At 63.9% G+C, this 14,570-nt stretch carries 18 protein-coding genes and 1 pseudogene; 14 read left to right on the forward strand and 5 right to left on the reverse strand.

The window, feature by feature from the left end:
* Window positions 1-107: 107 nt before the first annotated feature.
* Together MFF55_RS25335 and parA are read right to left on the reverse strand one after the other, a co-directional pair.
* Entirely contained in the window at window positions 108-431 is a 324-nt protein-coding gene (locus MFF55_RS25335; protein ID WP_238246874.1) for a ribbon-helix-helix domain-containing protein, read from the reverse strand.
* A gap of 2 nt (window positions 432-433) precedes the next feature.
* A complete protein-coding gene (parA, locus tag MFF55_RS25340) occupies window positions 434-1,090 on the reverse strand; it encodes a ParA family partition ATPase (RefSeq protein WP_238246875.1) in 657 nt (218 codons plus the stop codon).
* A 536-nt stretch (window positions 1,091-1,626) separates the two neighbouring features.
* Between parA and MFF55_RS25345 the strand changes: the two genes are divergently transcribed.
* A complete protein-coding gene (locus MFF55_RS25345; protein ID WP_238246876.1) occupies window positions 1,627-2,262 on the forward strand; it encodes an NAD(P)-dependent oxidoreductase in 636 nt (211 codons plus the stop codon).
* Between the two features lie 280 nt (window positions 2,263-2,542).
* Window positions 2,543-3,436 (forward strand): 3'-5' exonuclease, encoded by an 894-nt coding sequence (locus MFF55_RS25350; protein ID WP_238246877.1) that lies wholly within the window; start codon window positions 2,543-2,545, stop codon window positions 3,434-3,436.
* 322 nt (window positions 3,437-3,758) lie between these two features.
* Here MFF55_RS25350 and MFF55_RS25355 read toward each other — a convergent pair whose 3' ends face one another.
* Complete coding sequence (locus MFF55_RS25355; RefSeq protein WP_238246878.1) at window positions 3,759-4,040, reverse strand: hypothetical protein; 282 nt, start codon at window positions 4,038-4,040, stop codon at window positions 3,759-3,761.
* A 16-nt stretch (window positions 4,041-4,056) separates the two neighbouring features.
* Entirely contained in the window at window positions 4,057-4,305 is a 249-nt protein-coding gene (locus MFF55_RS25360; RefSeq protein ID WP_238246879.1) for a DUF6894 family protein, read from the reverse strand.
* A gap of 100 nt (window positions 4,306-4,405) precedes the next feature.
* On the opposite strand from MFF55_RS25360, the gene MFF55_RS25365 reads away from it, so the two are divergent.
* The 6 genes from MFF55_RS25365 to MFF55_RS25390 all read left to right on the forward strand — a co-directional run bounded on the left by MFF55_RS25365 (window position 4,406) and on the right by MFF55_RS25390 (window position 9,501).
* A complete protein-coding gene (locus MFF55_RS25365; protein WP_238246880.1) occupies window positions 4,406-4,612 on the forward strand; it encodes a hypothetical protein in 207 nt (68 codons plus the stop codon).
* Window positions 4,613-4,614: 2 nt separating this feature from the next.
* Window positions 4,615-5,073 (forward strand): LexA family protein, encoded by a 459-nt coding sequence (locus MFF55_RS25370; RefSeq protein WP_238246881.1) that lies wholly within the window; start codon window positions 4,615-4,617, stop codon window positions 5,071-5,073.
* Complete coding sequence (locus MFF55_RS25375) at window positions 5,070-6,368, forward strand: Y-family DNA polymerase (protein WP_238246882.1); 1,299 nt, start codon at window positions 5,070-5,072, stop codon at window positions 6,366-6,368. Before MFF55_RS25370 ends, MFF55_RS25375 begins: the two co-directional genes overlap by 4 nt.
* 922 nt (window positions 6,369-7,290) lie before the next feature.
* Complete coding sequence (locus tag MFF55_RS25380) at window positions 7,291-7,671, forward strand: hypothetical protein (RefSeq protein ID WP_238246883.1); 381 nt, start codon at window positions 7,291-7,293, stop codon at window positions 7,669-7,671.
* 1,050 nt (window positions 7,672-8,721) lie between these two features.
* Complete coding sequence (locus MFF55_RS25385) at window positions 8,722-8,940, forward strand: hypothetical protein (protein ID WP_238246884.1); 219 nt, start codon at window positions 8,722-8,724, stop codon at window positions 8,938-8,940.
* Window positions 8,941-9,126: 186 nt separating this feature from the next.
* A complete protein-coding gene (locus MFF55_RS25390) occupies window positions 9,127-9,501 on the forward strand; it encodes a hypothetical protein (RefSeq protein ID WP_238246885.1) in 375 nt (124 codons plus the stop codon).
* 7 nt (window positions 9,502-9,508) lie between these two features.
* Here MFF55_RS25390 and MFF55_RS25395 read toward each other — a convergent pair whose 3' ends face one another.
* Complete coding sequence (locus tag MFF55_RS25395) at window positions 9,509-10,096, reverse strand: Ros/MucR family transcriptional regulator (protein ID WP_238246886.1); 588 nt, start codon at window positions 10,094-10,096, stop codon at window positions 9,509-9,511.
* 285 nt (window positions 10,097-10,381) lie between these two features.
* On the opposite strand from MFF55_RS25395, the pseudogene MFF55_RS25400 reads away from it, so the two are divergent.
* The 6 genes and pseudogenes from MFF55_RS25400 to MFF55_RS25425 form a co-directional block, all read left to right on the forward strand.
* Window positions 10,382-10,596: pseudogene (locus tag MFF55_RS25400) on the forward strand (IS5/IS1182 family transposase); the annotation flags it as partial.
* A gap of 76 nt (window positions 10,597-10,672) precedes the next feature.
* The gene (locus MFF55_RS25405; RefSeq protein WP_238246887.1) at window positions 10,673-10,855 is read left to right on the forward strand and encodes a DUF3606 domain-containing protein; all 183 of its coding nucleotides are present in this window, start codon (window positions 10,673-10,675) and stop codon (window positions 10,853-10,855) included.
* A 125-nt stretch (window positions 10,856-10,980) separates the two neighbouring features.
* Window positions 10,981-11,223 carry a hypothetical protein gene (locus tag MFF55_RS25410; RefSeq protein WP_238246888.1) on the forward strand — a complete coding sequence of 81 codons (243 nt, stop codon included), beginning with the start codon at window positions 10,981-10,983 and terminating at the stop codon, window positions 11,221-11,223.
* 13 nt (window positions 11,224-11,236) lie between these two features.
* Window positions 11,237-11,536 carry a hypothetical protein gene (locus tag MFF55_RS25415; protein WP_238246889.1) on the forward strand — a complete coding sequence of 100 codons (300 nt, stop codon included), beginning with the start codon at window positions 11,237-11,239 and terminating at the stop codon, window positions 11,534-11,536.
* Between the two features lie 50 nt (window positions 11,537-11,586).
* Window positions 11,587-12,273: an SDR family NAD(P)-dependent oxidoreductase gene (locus tag MFF55_RS25420; RefSeq protein ID WP_306421476.1), complete on the forward strand. Its 687-nt coding sequence runs from the start codon at window positions 11,587-11,589 to the stop codon at window positions 12,271-12,273.
* 289 nt (window positions 12,274-12,562) lie between these two features.
* Window positions 12,563-14,512 (forward strand): AI-2E family transporter, encoded by a 1,950-nt coding sequence (locus tag MFF55_RS25425; protein ID WP_373874871.1) that lies wholly within the window; start codon window positions 12,563-12,565, stop codon window positions 14,510-14,512.
* The last annotated feature ends 58 nt before the right edge of the window (window positions 14,513-14,570 follow it).

The raw sequence follows: 14,570 nt of genomic DNA on the forward strand, positions 1-14,570 counted from the left end.
GCGTTCGAAACGGGCCAGCCCTGTGCTCAGGGTTACCCCTGGCAATCCCTCAAGTCAGGGTCGGACCTGAGCCTTCGCGTCTACCCAGACGCCTGTTTCGCGCGCCCTCATGCGATGCGCGATAGGCCGCGCTTCTCGAAGACGGCGTTGATACCCTCGAGGAGCAGGTCCTGCTGCTGCGCATCCTCGTCGGCCGCGATCCGCTTCAACTGGCGAAAGGCCTCCGGGTCGAGGTAGGCCGTCACCACGCGCTTGCCTTCCCGCGTGCTGGCCTTGGGGTACTTACCCGGTGCGACCGCCTCGCGGATCGCAGAGGCGCCGGACGCCATCGCCTTGTCGTCGGCAGCAGCCTTCGCCCGCTCAGACGACGTCCGCTCATTACCCTCGGCCGGCGGTGCCTTGGTGCCAAACAGGCTTGGTCGCTTCGTCATTGTCACACCCGTGCCTTCCTGCCGTGCTTCTTGCTTGCAGGCAGGCCGGCTTGTTTGCTTGCCCACCGAAACAGACTGCCGATCTCCTCAGCCGCCTTGCCGTCCGGCTCATATTCCGAGGCCGAGCGGCCATCGATTACCGCATAGGAGTAGGCAACCCGCTGGTGAATGATCTGCGGCACCACCTTCGTTCCGTTGCTCTCAAGCCCTTGCCGCGCTTCCTCGACGACGGGGCTGCGCACCGGCGCCGACGACAGCACGACCCAGGCGGATTTCTTGGCGATGGTCGCCAAGTCTAACGTGGCCTCGATCGCCTCAAGATCGAAGGCGGCCGGCCGGCAGGGAATCAGGATGAGGTCCGCCGCGCGCGCCGCGGCCAGGGAAGCGCGATCCGCATTCGGGGCCGTGTCGATCACGAGAAGGCCGGCACCGTTGTCGCGCGCCGCGTCCACAAGTTGGGGAAGCCGCTCGGCATGGTCGCCGATGACCTCCGGTCCGTCGGCCTCCCGTTTGTCCCCCCACTTACGAGCGGTTGCCTGCGGATCGAGATCGACAACGGCGCAGCGATGCCCGGCCAAGTGCGCCGCCACCGCCAGGTGAATGGCGATCGTGGATTTTCCTGTTCCACCCTTTTGGCTGATCACCGCGATGGTTCGCACGTTGGCATCCTTGCATGAGGGCGTGCCCGCCTGCCCACACATGCAGCCGGGCTATCAAGACGTCGGTCCGCGCATGGGAACGAGGCGGCAATCTCGCCCCGGTGCCCTCATGCCGGCTTAGCCTCATGCCGTCTTGCAGTTTAAGGGGCAAGCCCTCTTGAACGCATGCTAAGCGCGAGATGCGGCGGGATGTGCGAACGTCGACATCGTCGAAGATGATTTGCGAAAGATCGGAAGGGATTGGCCAGCCGTCTGCGACGTGCGGATTGCCAGGTTGAAGATCTTCCCGTGCAATGCCGACCCGCCTCGGTTAACGGCACGATCTCAGGGGGCGGCGAGCTTCGCAGTGTCCGCACATTAAGAGCCGATGGAGGTTCGTATGAACGTCAGTGGCCATGGCGCGCACTCGCGGTAGCGAATGAGCGTAGAGATGACGCGAGAAAGCCGTCGTCCGAATCGTCCTAGGTCAAGCGGCCGCATGGTGCGGCTGCCTCCCCTCCGCGCATCCTGCTCCTGCCAGCAGTCGGGAAGCGCGCATGCTCCACCTCCTCGTCATCGGTGCCAGCCAGGGCATCGGCCTGGAAACGGTCAAGACAGCCCTGGCGGCGGGGCATCGTGTCCGCGCCTTTGCCCGTTCTGCCGAGCGCATCAGCCTGTCGGATGAAAACCTGGAGCGCTTTACCGGGAACGCCGTGAACGCCAGCGACATCGCCGCCGCCCTTGAGGGTGTCGATGCCGTCGTGCAGGCGTTGGGTGTGCCAGTGCGCGACCTGCTCGGCCCCGTGCGCCTGTTCTCGGACGCGACCAACGTGCTGGTGCCGGCAATGGAGAAGGCCGGCGTGCGCCGGCTCGTAGCGGTCACCGGCTTCGGGGCAGGTGACAGCCGTGAGGCGATGGGGACCTTGCAGCGGCTGCCATTCCGCCTCGTGTTCGGACGGGCCTACGATGACAAAGACGTCCAGGAGATGCGGATCCGTAAGAGTGACCTGGACTGGACCTTGGTGCGGCCCGGCATCCTGACGAACGGCGCCGCTACGGACCGCTTCCAAGTCCTCGACGAGCCGTCCTCCTGGCGAAACGGCATGATCGCGCGCGCGGACGTTGCGAAATTTGCCGTCCAGCAGGTCGAAGGTGGATCCTACGTCCGGCGTGCCGTGGTCCTTGTTGGTTAGGTTTGTGCCGCTAAGCGATGCGCTGCCGTGGATCGCTGATCAGCTCTGGCATAGAGGTCGCCCCTCGCCCGAAGGCCGCGTTCACTAGGCGGCGTAACTCCAAGACGTGATGCCTGCTTTCCCCTCAGAGCGCAGGTGCGTCGCTGGTAGCCGACCCATCGAGAGCGGAATACCTGGGGATGCCCGCGCTCGGCCCCTGGTCCCTCGGCGAGCACCACGCCTAGGCTTTCACCGCGCGTCGTAGGCGGCGCACGCTTTTGCGGTCGGACCACGGAAGACTATGGCGGAGGACGCCCTCGACACCATTGCTGACGCGCTGGAAGGGACAGGCGCGTACCGAGTTCTGCGACGGGTGAGGCCGTTTGCCGGGTACTCGGCCCAACCCGACGAGCCGACCTTCGTCGGTCTGATCCTCGACACCGAGACGACGGGGCTCGACCACACGGCCGACGAAGTGATCGAACTCGGGATCATCAAGTTCGAGTACGGTGCCAGTGGGCGCGTCTACCGAGTGCTTGGCACCTACAACCAGCTTCACCAGCCGAGCCGGCCGATTCCCGCCGAGGTGACCCGTCTGACCGGCATCACGGATGCTGATGTGGCCGGCCAATGCATTGATGACGCACACCTACAGGCGCTGGCCGCCGACGCGGCCGTGGTAATTGCGCACAACGCCAGCTTCGACCGACAGATGTGCGAAGTGCGCTGGCCGATCTTCGCCGAGAAGAACTGGGCCTGCTCCTGCCATCAGATCCCCTGGCGCGAGGAGGGGCACGAGGGGCAGAAGCTCAGCTATCTGCTGGCGGATTACGGGTTCTTCCACGATGGGCACCGCGCCATCGACGATTGCCATGCTCTGCTGGCGTTGCTGGCTTCTCCGCTGCGAACCTCCGGCCGGCTCGCCCTCTCCTGCCTGCTCGAGACCGCTCGAAGACCAACGGTGCGGATCTGGGCGGCGGGCTCGCCGATCGAGACGAAGGACCTCCTGAAAGCGCGCCGCTATCGCTGGAGCGGCCAGCGGCGGTGCTGGTACATCGACGTGGAGGAAGACCGCCTGGATATTGAGAGGACGTTCCTCAGCCAGGAGGTCTTCCGGCGCGAGGTCCGGGACCTGCGGGCGGACCGGATTACGGCCAGGGATCGCTTCTCGGCGCGGACGAACCCCGACCTTTGAGGGAGCATCGGAACCGTCAGGCCTCGCGGCCCAGCCCGCCGAGGCAGCCGGCCTCGTGAGCGATGAGACCGTCCAGACGGAAGACGGATCAGCGCGTCGAGCACTGCGACGTGCAAGGCGCCCGATATCGTAGAGGTGAGTCGGGAAGCTCCTCGGCCTGCCGCGCAGTGTAGCCCGCACGTGCTTGGCGGCAGAGCTGGGGCAGGTCGGCGCGACTGTTACCTATCCGTCGGCTGAGCTGCGTATCGGCCTTCATGATCGAAAAGGCGATGTCGCGTCGGTTGCGCTGCATTCGCGTTATCCCAAAGGCGCAGACCAGCCTCTAGAATGGCCAGGGCTCCTCCTCGACGTCAGCCACCCAGCGTTCCGCCTTCGCATTCGGCTCGCCTTCCCATGCCATGGCTTCACCCGGCGCGATCAGGCCCAGGATGGCGTCGAGCGGCTGCAGAACACGAATGGTCCGGCCGGCCGCCGTAATGAAGGTCTCGTTGCGCAGGAGGTCGGTGTCCGACAGCGCCTGAACGCTCGTCACGCGCAAGAGGTGCCGGCAGCCATCGCCGTCCTGCACCTGAAGGTAGCTCCCGACGCGCCTCACGGCGTCCATGGCTTTGCTCCCACTCTCACGCTGCCATCGCGAGGTCGCCGACGTCGGCGAAGGCGAGGATGAGCACGCGCCGTCCCGTCGCGTCGTGAACGTCGACGAGCCAGTCCGACCAGTCGAACCGCCCGCCACAGCTCCCCATCGCGTCCTGCGCCACCGCGACCGCGTGCGACCAGATCCGCGCCTCGCTGCGCAGCAGCGTGCCTTCCCGGTCGATCAGCGCCTCGCGTCCGTTGGTCAGGTGGAAACGATACCGCCCTCTGCTCATCCACAGCTCTCCACAGGCTCGTGATCGATTGCCGGACGGGCCGTTGACCCGATCCGCCTTGAGAGATGTTCTACATCTGTTCTCATGCAGGGTCGAATCGATGACGGCAGTCCAACGCGCCGAACTGGCAGCTCTCACGGGCGAGGAGATCACCGCCAGCGCCTACCTGGAGGCGGCCGGCGGCGACCACGATCAGGCCCTCCTTATCGCTATCGAGGACCTGCTCGCGTGCGAGCGGCGGCTACGGGAGACCGAGCGCAACGTCTCGCGGGGCTTCGTGAGAACGCCGGTACCCGCACAGGCCTGAGCATGCGCGTTCATCAGGTCGTCGCGCTGCCGGCGGACGATATCGGCCTCGTCTCCATTCCGATTGTGGGCCATGCAATCTGCGCCGGCTTTCCCTCGCCCGCCGACGACTTCCTGGAGGGCACCCTCGATCTGCCGCGCTGGCTGGCACCCAACCCGCCCGCGACCTTCGCGCTGAACGTCTCAGGCGACTCCATGCGCGACGAGGGCGTGTTCGACCGCGACCTCGTCGTGGCCGACCGCAGCCTGCGGCCGGGCAGCGGCAGCGTCGTCGTGGTCATCGTCGATGGGGCTCTGTCGCTGAAGAAAGTCGTGCTCGACGGCAACGTGCTCCGCCTCGCCTTCGGCAATGCCGCGATGGCGCCCTACGCGCTCGAGGAGTTCGCCGAGGCGCAGCTCTGGGGCGTCGTTCGTTTCAACATTCGCTGGCACGTCGCGCGCGCCGCCCGGGGGCGCCGATGAGCGACCGTGCCATCACGCTGATCGACGGCAACAGCTTCTACTGCTCCTGCGAACGGGTGTTCGACCCCAAGCTCGCGGGCGTGCCCGTCATCGTGCTGTCCAACAACGACGGCTGCGCCATTGCCCGTACCAGCGAGGCCAAGGCGCTCGGCATCAAGATGGGCGCGCCCTGGTTCCAGATCCGCGATCTCTGCCGCTCCGAGGGCGTGCGGGTGTTCTCGTCGAACTACACGCTCTACGGCGACATGAGCGCCCGCACGAACGCGGTCTACCGGGACTTCACGCCGAGGGTGGAGATCTACTCGATCGACGAGAGCTTCCTCGACCTCTCGGACATTCGCGAGCGTGACCGGGTGGAAATCGCCCGGGACTTACGCGCCACGGTACGGGCCTGGACCGGCATTCCAACCTGTGTGGGCATCGGGCCAACGAAGACGCTCGCCAAGCTCGCCAACCACATTGCCAAGAAGGTGCCGGAGCTCGACGGGGTCTGCGACCTGACGAACCCGAGGGCCTACGACCACTGGCTCTGCCGGATCGCCGTCGAGGAGGTCTGGGGCATCGGCCGGGCCTCGCTCGCCAAGCTTGAAGCGATGGGCGTCGACACGGTGGCGGACCTGCGCGACCTCGACCCCAGGCCGGTGCGCAAGGCGCTCTCCGTGGTGGGCGAGCGCATCATCCATGAGCTGCGCGGCCTCTCCTGCCTGCCGCTGGAGCTGGTGCCGGCGCGGCGTAAGGGATGCGCGGTGACGCGCTCGTTCTCCGGCCGTGTGACCGAGCGCGCGATGCTGGAGCAGGCGGTGGCCGCCCACGCGACCCGGCTCGGCGAGAAGCTGCGGCGGGAGGGCTTGGGCACGAACCACGTGAGCGTCTTCTACCATACCTCGACTCACGACCGGGACGGGCCGCAGCGCTCGGTCTCGACGACGGTCAGCTTGCCCGAGGCCACGAACGACACGCTGGTGCTGATCGCTGCGGCGCGGGCTGGCGTGGCGCGGACCTGGCGCGCGCAGCCCGATCCACCCTGGCGCTACTCGAAGGCCGGCGTCGTGACGGTCGACCTGCTGCCGCTCGCCCAGACGCCGCGCGCACTGATCGGACAGCTCGACCGCGCGCGCTCAGGCCCGCTCATGGCCGCGATGGACGCCTGCAACCTGCGCTGGGGGCGCGCCAGCGTCGTACCCGGCACCGCTGGGCTGGCCTCGTCGCCCAAGGATTGGTCGACGAAGTTCGAGATGCGGAGCCCGCGCTACACCACACAGCTCACTGAGTTGCCGACGGCTTGGGCTTTCTGACATCGAGAACGGTTTTTCCAGCGTTGCCCGCGGGCTAGCCAAGGTCCCGCCGGTGATGCTGTTGGCAGCATCGCACCTCGTAATCCGCTGTTCGCCCAAGCCTTTGAGGCGACACTGGGGCTACCGAGGCGGGAGCGGAGATGGAATCAACACGAAGTAGGCGGTGAAGGCGATCAGCGCCAACACGAGAAGCCCTGCTAAGAGGTACCCAGTCTTGCTGGCCCGAACTTGCTCTCGGCCATGATTGATATCGTGCATACGGCCTTCCCATATTGGGTTATAGCGGCAGCCAGACAGAATAGGCGAAGTTTGTCAGTCGTAACGGCAGCGCAGATGCAGCCCCTTGAGCAGGTGACACCAACTTCACGCCGAACGAGCACCATTGCCAAAAGCCGCGGTCGCACGTCTGGTAGCAGGTCTCTCGCCGAAGATCACAAAAACGAGAGCGGCTGAGGGTCAGATACAGTCGTACGTTGCGCATTGGAACATCTCGCAAATGCGGGATCGCCGAGCCTGCAGTGTTCGGGCTGGTTCAAATGCAGCTTGAGCATGAACCAACATGCATCAATGCAAACGAAATGAGCAACGCAATTAACGTCCTGTTAAGACACAGAGGAGGATCAGATAGCCATTATCAAGCTATAGAACGCGTTCAGGGTGTCTATAATGCAACATCTTGGCTTCCGATCGCTGCTCGTCCTAACAAAGATTGGCTATGATCTTCGAGATCAACTTGCAGATACATTTCACGAGCCTGTAGAAGAGGCGTTTGGTCCACTTCTTTCCGCCTTAGACGATGCAGAAGCTGTGTTGTCCCTGGCGACGAACGAGTACCAATGGAGCAGCGACGACACGTCGTTTCGGTACGCAAGGGTCGGCACCTAGAGGCGTGGTCTCGCTACTCACGCGCCAGGAACAACGATTGCTGGGCATCTGGTTCTTGAGCGTCGGTGCTCTGGTAAAACTCAGCGGATGTGAGGGCGCCGGCGGCGATGCTCTCCGTCGCAGTGCGATATCTCATTCCGCAAAAGCTGAGCACATCAGCTTCTTTGGGCAGCGCTCGCAGGAACTCACTCCCAGGGTGATCTCCGAGGCCAACGTGACTGGGGGCAAAGCAGATCAAGTTGAGCGGATCGCGGTGCCTGAAACGAGGAGGTCAATTGCTGTCTCTCGGCCTATTCAGTGCTGCAATTACCCAGATGCTCACCAGGCCGCAGATCAGCGCGAACAGGGCGCGATTGACCGGCAGCAATCCGTCGAGCGGTGCAACGTTCAAGACAACGACACCGATCACACCTGCTAGCGCGCCGATCCATCCAAGCCGTCGATCTCGTACGTTCACGGCTGATAGATCCCCACTATGCTGACGTGTGGCTCGTGCCCTGAGCCCGTCACTCTACTCGTGTTCGAGGCGCCAGATCCCATCCGAGCGGCATTCACATACGCTGACGTAAGGCCCGGCCGAATCGCTCATCGTGCGAGCGGATTTCCGGCCTAAGCGCGGCCTCAGAGCTGAGACAGGCATTGCGAACGACGCCAGGCCATCGCGGCTTTACGGCTTCGTCGGCCTCTATTCCGTTGCGCCGCGTCGGAAGGATTTCTCCCCGGCGTCAGGGATCTATCAAGTCGTGTTGGTTCGCTACGGACGCAGCACGATCTATCCTGTCGCGACAGTGCCTGCCACAGATGAAGGGCGCCAGGGCGCCCGCGAGGTTGCCGATACAGTCCTGCAGACTTTGCGGATGATCGAGGCTTCCGACGACCGACGCTTGAGTTGATGATCAGAAAGCCGGCAAGGGCGTGTTGAGCGCGTCGTGGACGAATCTCCTATTACGGGCTCAGCACGAGCGAGGGTGGTACATCTCGGCATAACCCGACATCCCTCATCCTAGCGGCGAGCCAAGTTGCGTATCGGCTCCGTCGTGTGGACACGACACGCCCCGCCAGCCCGTGATCAGATCGGGCGGCGGGGCCGCTTTGTCGGCGCGTCAGAGCTACACCGGAGCCGAACAGTACTTCCGCTCTGGCTGCCCCATCTTCAGCCAAGGAGCGTGGCAGATATCCGTCCCTACACGCTGGAGATCATCCCACCCAAAGCGGAGGGTGACTCTTATCAATAAGCCATTCCCAAGAACGGGAAGCTGGTTCAGCGCTCGGATCGAAGTCTCCGGTCCGAGGACAAGGCCCGCGAACACGCGCTTGCTGAGATCAAGAAGTTGCTGATGGGCTTCGGCGAACACTGAGCGAGGGTGTCGGCTTGACGACCACCTACCTCAAGCAACCTCGACGGACGGTGCACTGCGCTGAGACTTGCTCAACACGTTGCCGTTAACCTATGCTAATTCCGGTGTGCATGGGGCCTCGCAAGGCAATCTCTTCCTCCTTCGACATCGATGGCGCTCTCCTCGATGAGGCGATCGGCGCACTGCGCATCGCCGGCCGGATCGTGCAACGCCAAGCCGAGGAGATCGGCGGCTACACGGTCGATGGCGGCCCGCCGCTTACTGACGGCCAAGTGGTAGCGCTGGCCTGGGACACAGGTCTGATGAACGGGTCCGAGAGGGCGGAGTAGCGGCGGTTTAGACCCGGAGGCTCACCCTTCGGCCGGACCAGAATCCGAGGGAACGTCAAACCACGATGCACTGACTTTGAACCTGGGCCACCGATTGGCGGCAGGCCACGCGGTGTGCGGATCATCTGGCGCTGAGTGTTGCTGGTTTGTTCTAGCGCCTCGGCTCCGTCCGCGCGAGACAAATCCATGCGTCACCCGCTGTTCACGAGCCTGATCCTTCTCCTCCTGTTGGGGGACACAGCCGCAATGGCGACCTCTGGGCCAAGCGAGGCAACGCACCCGGCTGATCTCAAGCAGCGGTGGCACCGCTGTGTTCGCAACGCCTTTTCCGGGCAGCCGATGCGTGTCGACACGGCAGGAGCGCAGCGGGCAGCGCTTGCCGCCTGCAAAGCCCACGAGGATGCCTACGTCGCCGCCATGCTTGCTGCTCAAGGCATCGAACGAGCCCCGGACCGTCGCGACGAGGAAGCTGTCGGCTCAGGGCCGAGAGCATGGGTGGCCAGCGTTACCGCCTACCTCATCGATCCCATCGCATCCTGGCTGGCGATGCTGCGGCGGTAGCCGAACGCTACTCAGCCGCCGCAGCGGCCTTGCGTGGTCGAGTACGGCCCTTGGGCGCGGTCTCTGCTGCAGCGGCCTTGCGCCGGCCGCCACGAGGCTTCGGGGCGTCCGCGGCTGGAGCCTCCAAGACACTCTGAACTGGTTCAGCAGCTGCCGGCGCCTGCCTTCCACCCTTTCGGCCAAGGCCAAGGCTTTGGGCGAGAGCTGAACGGTGCGCTGAGTAGTCGGAAGAAACCATCGGGTAGTCTGCGGGAAGTCCGTACTTGGCCCGGTAGCCCTCCGGCGTCAGACCACGGCCCGTGAGATGGCGCTTGAGCGTCTTGTAGGCCCGTCCATCCTCGAAGCTGACCAGCCCCTCTGGCGTGATCGACTTCTTGATCTGCGCCGGTGTGGCTTTGGTCACCGGGCTCTCGGCGGCAGCGGGAGCTTTGCCCAAGCCCAGCAATCCTGCATGCACGGACAGGATCAGCTCTGCCAAGCCGGAGGCTGGGACCGAGTTGTTGGACACGAAGGCCGCCACGATCCCGGCCGTGAACTCGACGGCCTCGAACTGATCGATCTTCTGAATGGCTCCGGCTACTGTATCGTCGGTCATTGAGCACCTTGCTTGCAAATCTACAGACGTCCGTCGTGGATTTTCGGTCCGAGATCAAGCCGACAACGTAGACGTTCTTGTGCTTAAGTTGCTGTTCTCGCGCCCCTCACGATTACGTGCTTCGTAGGGAGGACAATCGCAATCAGGGGCGGCCTGTTCGGCTTAGAATCATTGATCAAGCTTGCGGCTCATCAATAGGATCGCTGCCCCTGCTGACGTACGGAGCCCCACGCCCGACTGCTCGATGAGCTGAGGATTGATCCTGTAGGCAACCCACCTTCACACCTGCGGATGGTGAAGCTGCCTGAGGCCATGCGTGGCTCCGTGCTCTTGCCACGCCGCTGGGTGATCGTGCGCGCCTTCGCCTAGATGGCGCGCTTCCGCCGCATGACCCACGACGAACGCTTGCCCGCACACTGGCCGGACTACTCCTTGTTGCCTTCAGCGTCCTGCTACGACGCAGGGCCGCCGACTTTGCAGCAGTCCGTAACAGCCTCTAGATCTGGCGCATCAGCCCCGGCCGCCTTGATGAGCCTCGGCTCCCCGGTAGAATGCAGCATTGCAGCAGGAGCCATCATGGCCGGCCTTAAGGACAAGCGCGGCTTCATCGACAAGGATCGCCTCGACCTGTCCGAGCGCAAAGCGGTCGAGTTCTGGATGAAGCGCTGGGGGGTCACGCAAGACCAGCTGGTTGCAGCCCACCGCAAGGTCGGCCGCATGACCAAGGACATCGCGGCTGAGTTGGGCAAAAAGCGCTGAGGGGACCCATGCCGCATCCTGCGTACCATCGCGGGGTCAAGCGCGGCCGGCCGCGATCTCGGCGTGCGGCATCGACGGCCCACTCGGCAAGCGAACTGAGAGTGGCTCCAGCCCGTTGAGCCGGCATGACCGAGCCACATGCCGACACCGCCTCGCAGCTTACCGACGCGCGACGCCGCGAGATGGCGATTGAGCACCTGCTGTTTGGCACCATCCGCTTCGTCGCGCAGCGCCACCCTGAGCTTCTCGACGAGCTTGACAGCAGCCTCGACCATCTCTGGGACAAGGCAGACGGTGAGGAGCGCGACGACGAAGCCGTCCGCGAGGTCGCACGTCGGTTCATCAAGAGCCTACGCGTTGAGCGGTAGTGCGGTCGCAAGAATGATCACGAATTCCGAGCAGTTCAGAGCAACACTTGCCTTTGATACGCCCAGCCCGAACCTCTCGCCAACGGTTGCCGCCCTTTGGTGGGCTGGCAAGGGTGAATGGGATCGCGCTCATGTGCTCGTACAGGAGGAGCCTGGAGCCGATGCGGCTTGGGTTCATGCCTACCTGCACCGAGCAGAAGGCGACGCAGAGAACGCGGCGTACTGGTACCGGCTGGCTCGCCGGCCCGCAGCCGATGCATCACTCGATGAGGAATGGGCGGCTATCGCTGATGCTCTCCTCGTCACCGCGTGAGGACCGGCCGTGAGCCTCAATCGAAAGCGACGCGAAGCCGCTGAGCCCTGATCGTTGGCGCATCCCGTGGGCTTGGTCTCGGCCTTGTCGCTCGCCTGCTGGAGCGAGGGTGGCAGGTCACTGCCACCGTCCGACGGCCGTCCGCTGCTCTGAATGACCTTGCGGCAGGCGAAAAGACTAGGAGCCTGCGCATCGTCACCGACATCGACATTGATGTGGATGCGGCTGTTGCAGCATTGCGTGCCACTCTCGATGGTGAACCAGCCTTCGATTTGATCTTCGTGGTGGCAGGGGTGGCCACACAAGCTGGTATGCCGGCCGGTCAAATGCCGCGCGAGGTCGTGGGGCAGGTATTCCAGACTAATGCGATCAGCCCGATCCGCTTTGCTGAGAGCTTTCACAAACGTGTGGCTGCGAGCGGTGTGATCGCTTTCATGACGTCCAAGCTTGGCAGCGTCTCCCTGAACCAAGGGGGTGGCTGGGGTAGCTACCGGGCGAGCAAGGCGGCCTTGAACACGCTAGCCCGCTCGTTTGCCGGACAGCACAGCAAGGCAAGCTGGCGCGTCATCCTCATGCATCCGGGCTGGGTGCGAACCGATCTGGGCGGCGGGCGGGCCACCCTCGACGTTGATACCAGCGTCCGGGGCATGGTCGCATTGCTGGAGCGTTGCCTCGAACAGGGCGACAGGGGCGGCTGCGTGTTTCTCGACTACCAAGGCCAGACCGTGCCGTGGTGACAGGGCGGTGCGCAACGGCTCGTCAGGGCGCTTTGGCAGGAACAGGGCAGGCTGTCTGACGTCGCTTGGAGCCTCATCAGGAGACTCTGCCGTCGATGATTCGTTGCTGCCAGGACCCATGCGCGTGCGGCGTCATGAGCGCTCCCTTCGGTCCGCCTTAATCATAACGCAGCCCTGCGCATCTGCGGTGCAACGCTCCCGGTAACCGACGCGTGCGGACTGAACCTCAGGCCGTCGAGGACACTTGCTGCGGATGACCCCAAGAGATGGCGCCAGCCAAGGATGCGACATGTCGGATGCGATGCCTTCCTCTCAGCCTCAGCCGGCACGCGTACCGCCACCCTTGACGCCCGGAGCGTCCGGTCTCGGAACGATGGCCATCGGAGTCGTCATCGTGGCCTCCCTTTACTTCGCCCGGGACGTGTTCATCCCCCTGGTGCTTGCCGTGCTGCTCAGCTTCGTCTTGGCGCCGGCTGTGAACTTCCTGCGACGCCTGCGCCTCGGACGTGTCCCTTCCGTCATCGCAGCCGTGATGCTGGCCCTCCTCGTCATCGGCGGCGCAGCAGCGGTCATCGGCAGCCAGGTCGCCGATCTTGCAGGGAACCTGCCTCAGTACCAATCAACGATCCAAAAGAAGGTCGCCGGATTGCAGGAGGGCGTCGTCGGACGCGCAACCGAGTTCCTGCGCCGCGCCAACACACAGATCCAGGCGGCCTCGGATCAAGCCTCCGCCCCGCCCACAACCAAGACTGGACAACCATCGTCCGACGAGCCGCCAAAGGCCACGCTCGTCAAGGTCCAGGAGGCCGAGCCCTCCCCCTTCAGCTTGGTCCAGAAGGTGCTGGGACCGATTGTCCACCCGCTAACGACGCTTGGCATTGTCATTATCGTGGTCATCTTCCTCCTGCTGCAGCGGGAGGATCTGCGAAACCGGATGATCCGCTTGTTCGGATCTAGTGACCTCCATCGCACGACCGTGGCCATGGACGATGCAGCATCCCGGCTCAGCACTTACTTCCTGGTGCAGCTTGGTCTCAACGCCGCTTTCGGTGTGCTCATAGGGATCGGGTTATGGTTCATCGGCGTGCCAAGCCCCGTTCTATGGGGCGTATTCGCCGCCCTAATGCGCTTCGTGCCTTATGTTGGTGCGCTCCTGTCAGGGCTTTTTCCGGTGGCACTTGCCGCCGCGGTCGATCCGGGCTGGTCGATGGTTGCTTGGACAGCAGCGTTGTTCCTAATCGCTGAGCCCCTGTTCGGTCATGTAGCCGAGCCCATGCTCTACGGTCACTCGACGGGCATGTCGCCGTTCGCAGTGATCGTCGCCACGCTGTTCTGGGGCTGGTTGTGGGGACCCATCGGTCTGATTTTGGCTACACCGTTTACCGTCTGCCTCGTCGTTCTCGGTCGCCATGTCGAGCGCTTGGAGTTTCTCGACGTTTTGCTGGGAGATCGCCCACCTCTGACGCCGGTGGAGAATTTTTATCAGCGCATGCTCGCAGGCGATCCGGATGAGGCCGTCGAGCTCGGCGAGTTGATGCTGAAGGAACGCTCGCTCTCGTCCTACTACGATGAGGTTGCCCTGAAGGGCTTGCAACTCGCTGCTACGGACTTCGCCCGTGGCGTCGTGACGGTGCATCAATTGGAAAATGTGAAAGTCTCGACGCGTGCCCTCGTCGATGAACTCGCGAGCAGACCAGACGAAGAGCCGCCCTCAGACACCAAGCCGACGGACCAGTCTGAGGTGCCCACGCTCGCAGAGAAGACTCATCCCAAGAACGAGGCTGTTCCTGGCCAGGCTCCCCCTTTGGAAGAGCGTCCCGCTGCCTGGCGTGGTGAGACGCCCGTGATGTGCATCGCTGGGCGGGGACCGCTTGATGAAGCGGCCTCCGCTATGCTGGCGCAACTGCTCGACAAGCATGGTCTCGGAGCCCGGGTCGTCCCGCATGCCGATGTTTCGCGCGACCGGATCAGGACGCTTGATGTGAAGGGTGTGGCGATGGTGTGCGTCGCCTACCTCGATATCAGCGGCAACCCGGCCCACCTTCGCTATCTGATCCGACGCTTGCAGGAGAAGCTGCCCGGCAAGCCCATTGTGGTGGGCCTCTGGCCGATGGAGGATGCCGTCCTGTCCGACAAGTTCATCCAGAACCAGATTGGCGCTGATGCCTACGTCTCATCGTTACGCCAAGCCGTCGAGGCTTGCCTCGAAGAGGTGAGCGAGAGGAAGCAAGCCGCGTGAGACAAACCCTTGCCAGCCAAGGTAGGGGCGGATCAGACTCGACCCCAAGAGCAACGAG

The sequence above is a fragment of the Methylobacterium iners genome (assembly GCF_022179305.1).
GTDB classification, from domain to species: Bacteria; Pseudomonadota; Alphaproteobacteria; order Rhizobiales; family Beijerinckiaceae; genus Methylobacterium; species Methylobacterium iners.

Coding starts and splice junctions, on each gene's coding strand:
- MFF55_RS25335 (WP_238246874.1), bottom strand. CDS start 431: ATGACGAAGCGACCAAGCCTGTTTGGCACCAAGGCACCGCCGGCCGAG.
- MFF55_RS25345 (WP_238246876.1), top strand. CDS start 1,627: ATGCTCCACCTCCTCGTCATCGGTGCCAGCCAGGGCATCGGCCTGGAA.
- MFF55_RS25350 (WP_238246877.1), top strand. CDS start 2,543: ATGGCGGAGGACGCCCTCGACACCATTGCTGACGCGCTGGAAGGGACA.
- MFF55_RS25355 (WP_238246878.1), bottom strand. CDS start 4,040: ATGGACGCCGTGAGGCGCGTCGGGAGCTACCTTCAGGTGCAGGACGGC.
- MFF55_RS25360 (WP_238246879.1), bottom strand. CDS start 4,305: ATGAGCAGAGGGCGGTATCGTTTCCACCTGACCAACGGACGCGAGGCG.
- MFF55_RS25365 (WP_238246880.1), top strand. CDS start 4,406: ATGACGGCAGTCCAACGCGCCGAACTGGCAGCTCTCACGGGCGAGGAG.
- MFF55_RS25370 (WP_238246881.1), top strand. CDS start 4,615: ATGCGCGTTCATCAGGTCGTCGCGCTGCCGGCGGACGATATCGGCCTC.
- MFF55_RS25375 (WP_238246882.1), top strand. CDS start 5,070: ATGAGCGACCGTGCCATCACGCTGATCGACGGCAACAGCTTCTACTGC.
- MFF55_RS25385 (WP_238246884.1), top strand. CDS start 8,722: ATGGGGCCTCGCAAGGCAATCTCTTCCTCCTTCGACATCGATGGCGCT.
- MFF55_RS25390 (WP_238246885.1), top strand. CDS start 9,127: ATGCGTCACCCGCTGTTCACGAGCCTGATCCTTCTCCTCCTGTTGGGG.
- MFF55_RS25395 (WP_238246886.1), bottom strand. CDS start 10,096: ATGACCGACGATACAGTAGCCGGAGCCATTCAGAAGATCGATCAGTTC.
- MFF55_RS25405 (WP_238246887.1), top strand. CDS start 10,673: ATGGCCGGCCTTAAGGACAAGCGCGGCTTCATCGACAAGGATCGCCTC.
- MFF55_RS25410 (WP_238246888.1), top strand. CDS start 10,981: ATGACCGAGCCACATGCCGACACCGCCTCGCAGCTTACCGACGCGCGA.
- MFF55_RS25415 (WP_238246889.1), top strand. CDS start 11,237: ATGATCACGAATTCCGAGCAGTTCAGAGCAACACTTGCCTTTGATACG.
- MFF55_RS25425 (WP_373874871.1), top strand. CDS start 12,563: ATGTCGGATGCGATGCCTTCCTCTCAGCCTCAGCCGGCACGCGTACCG.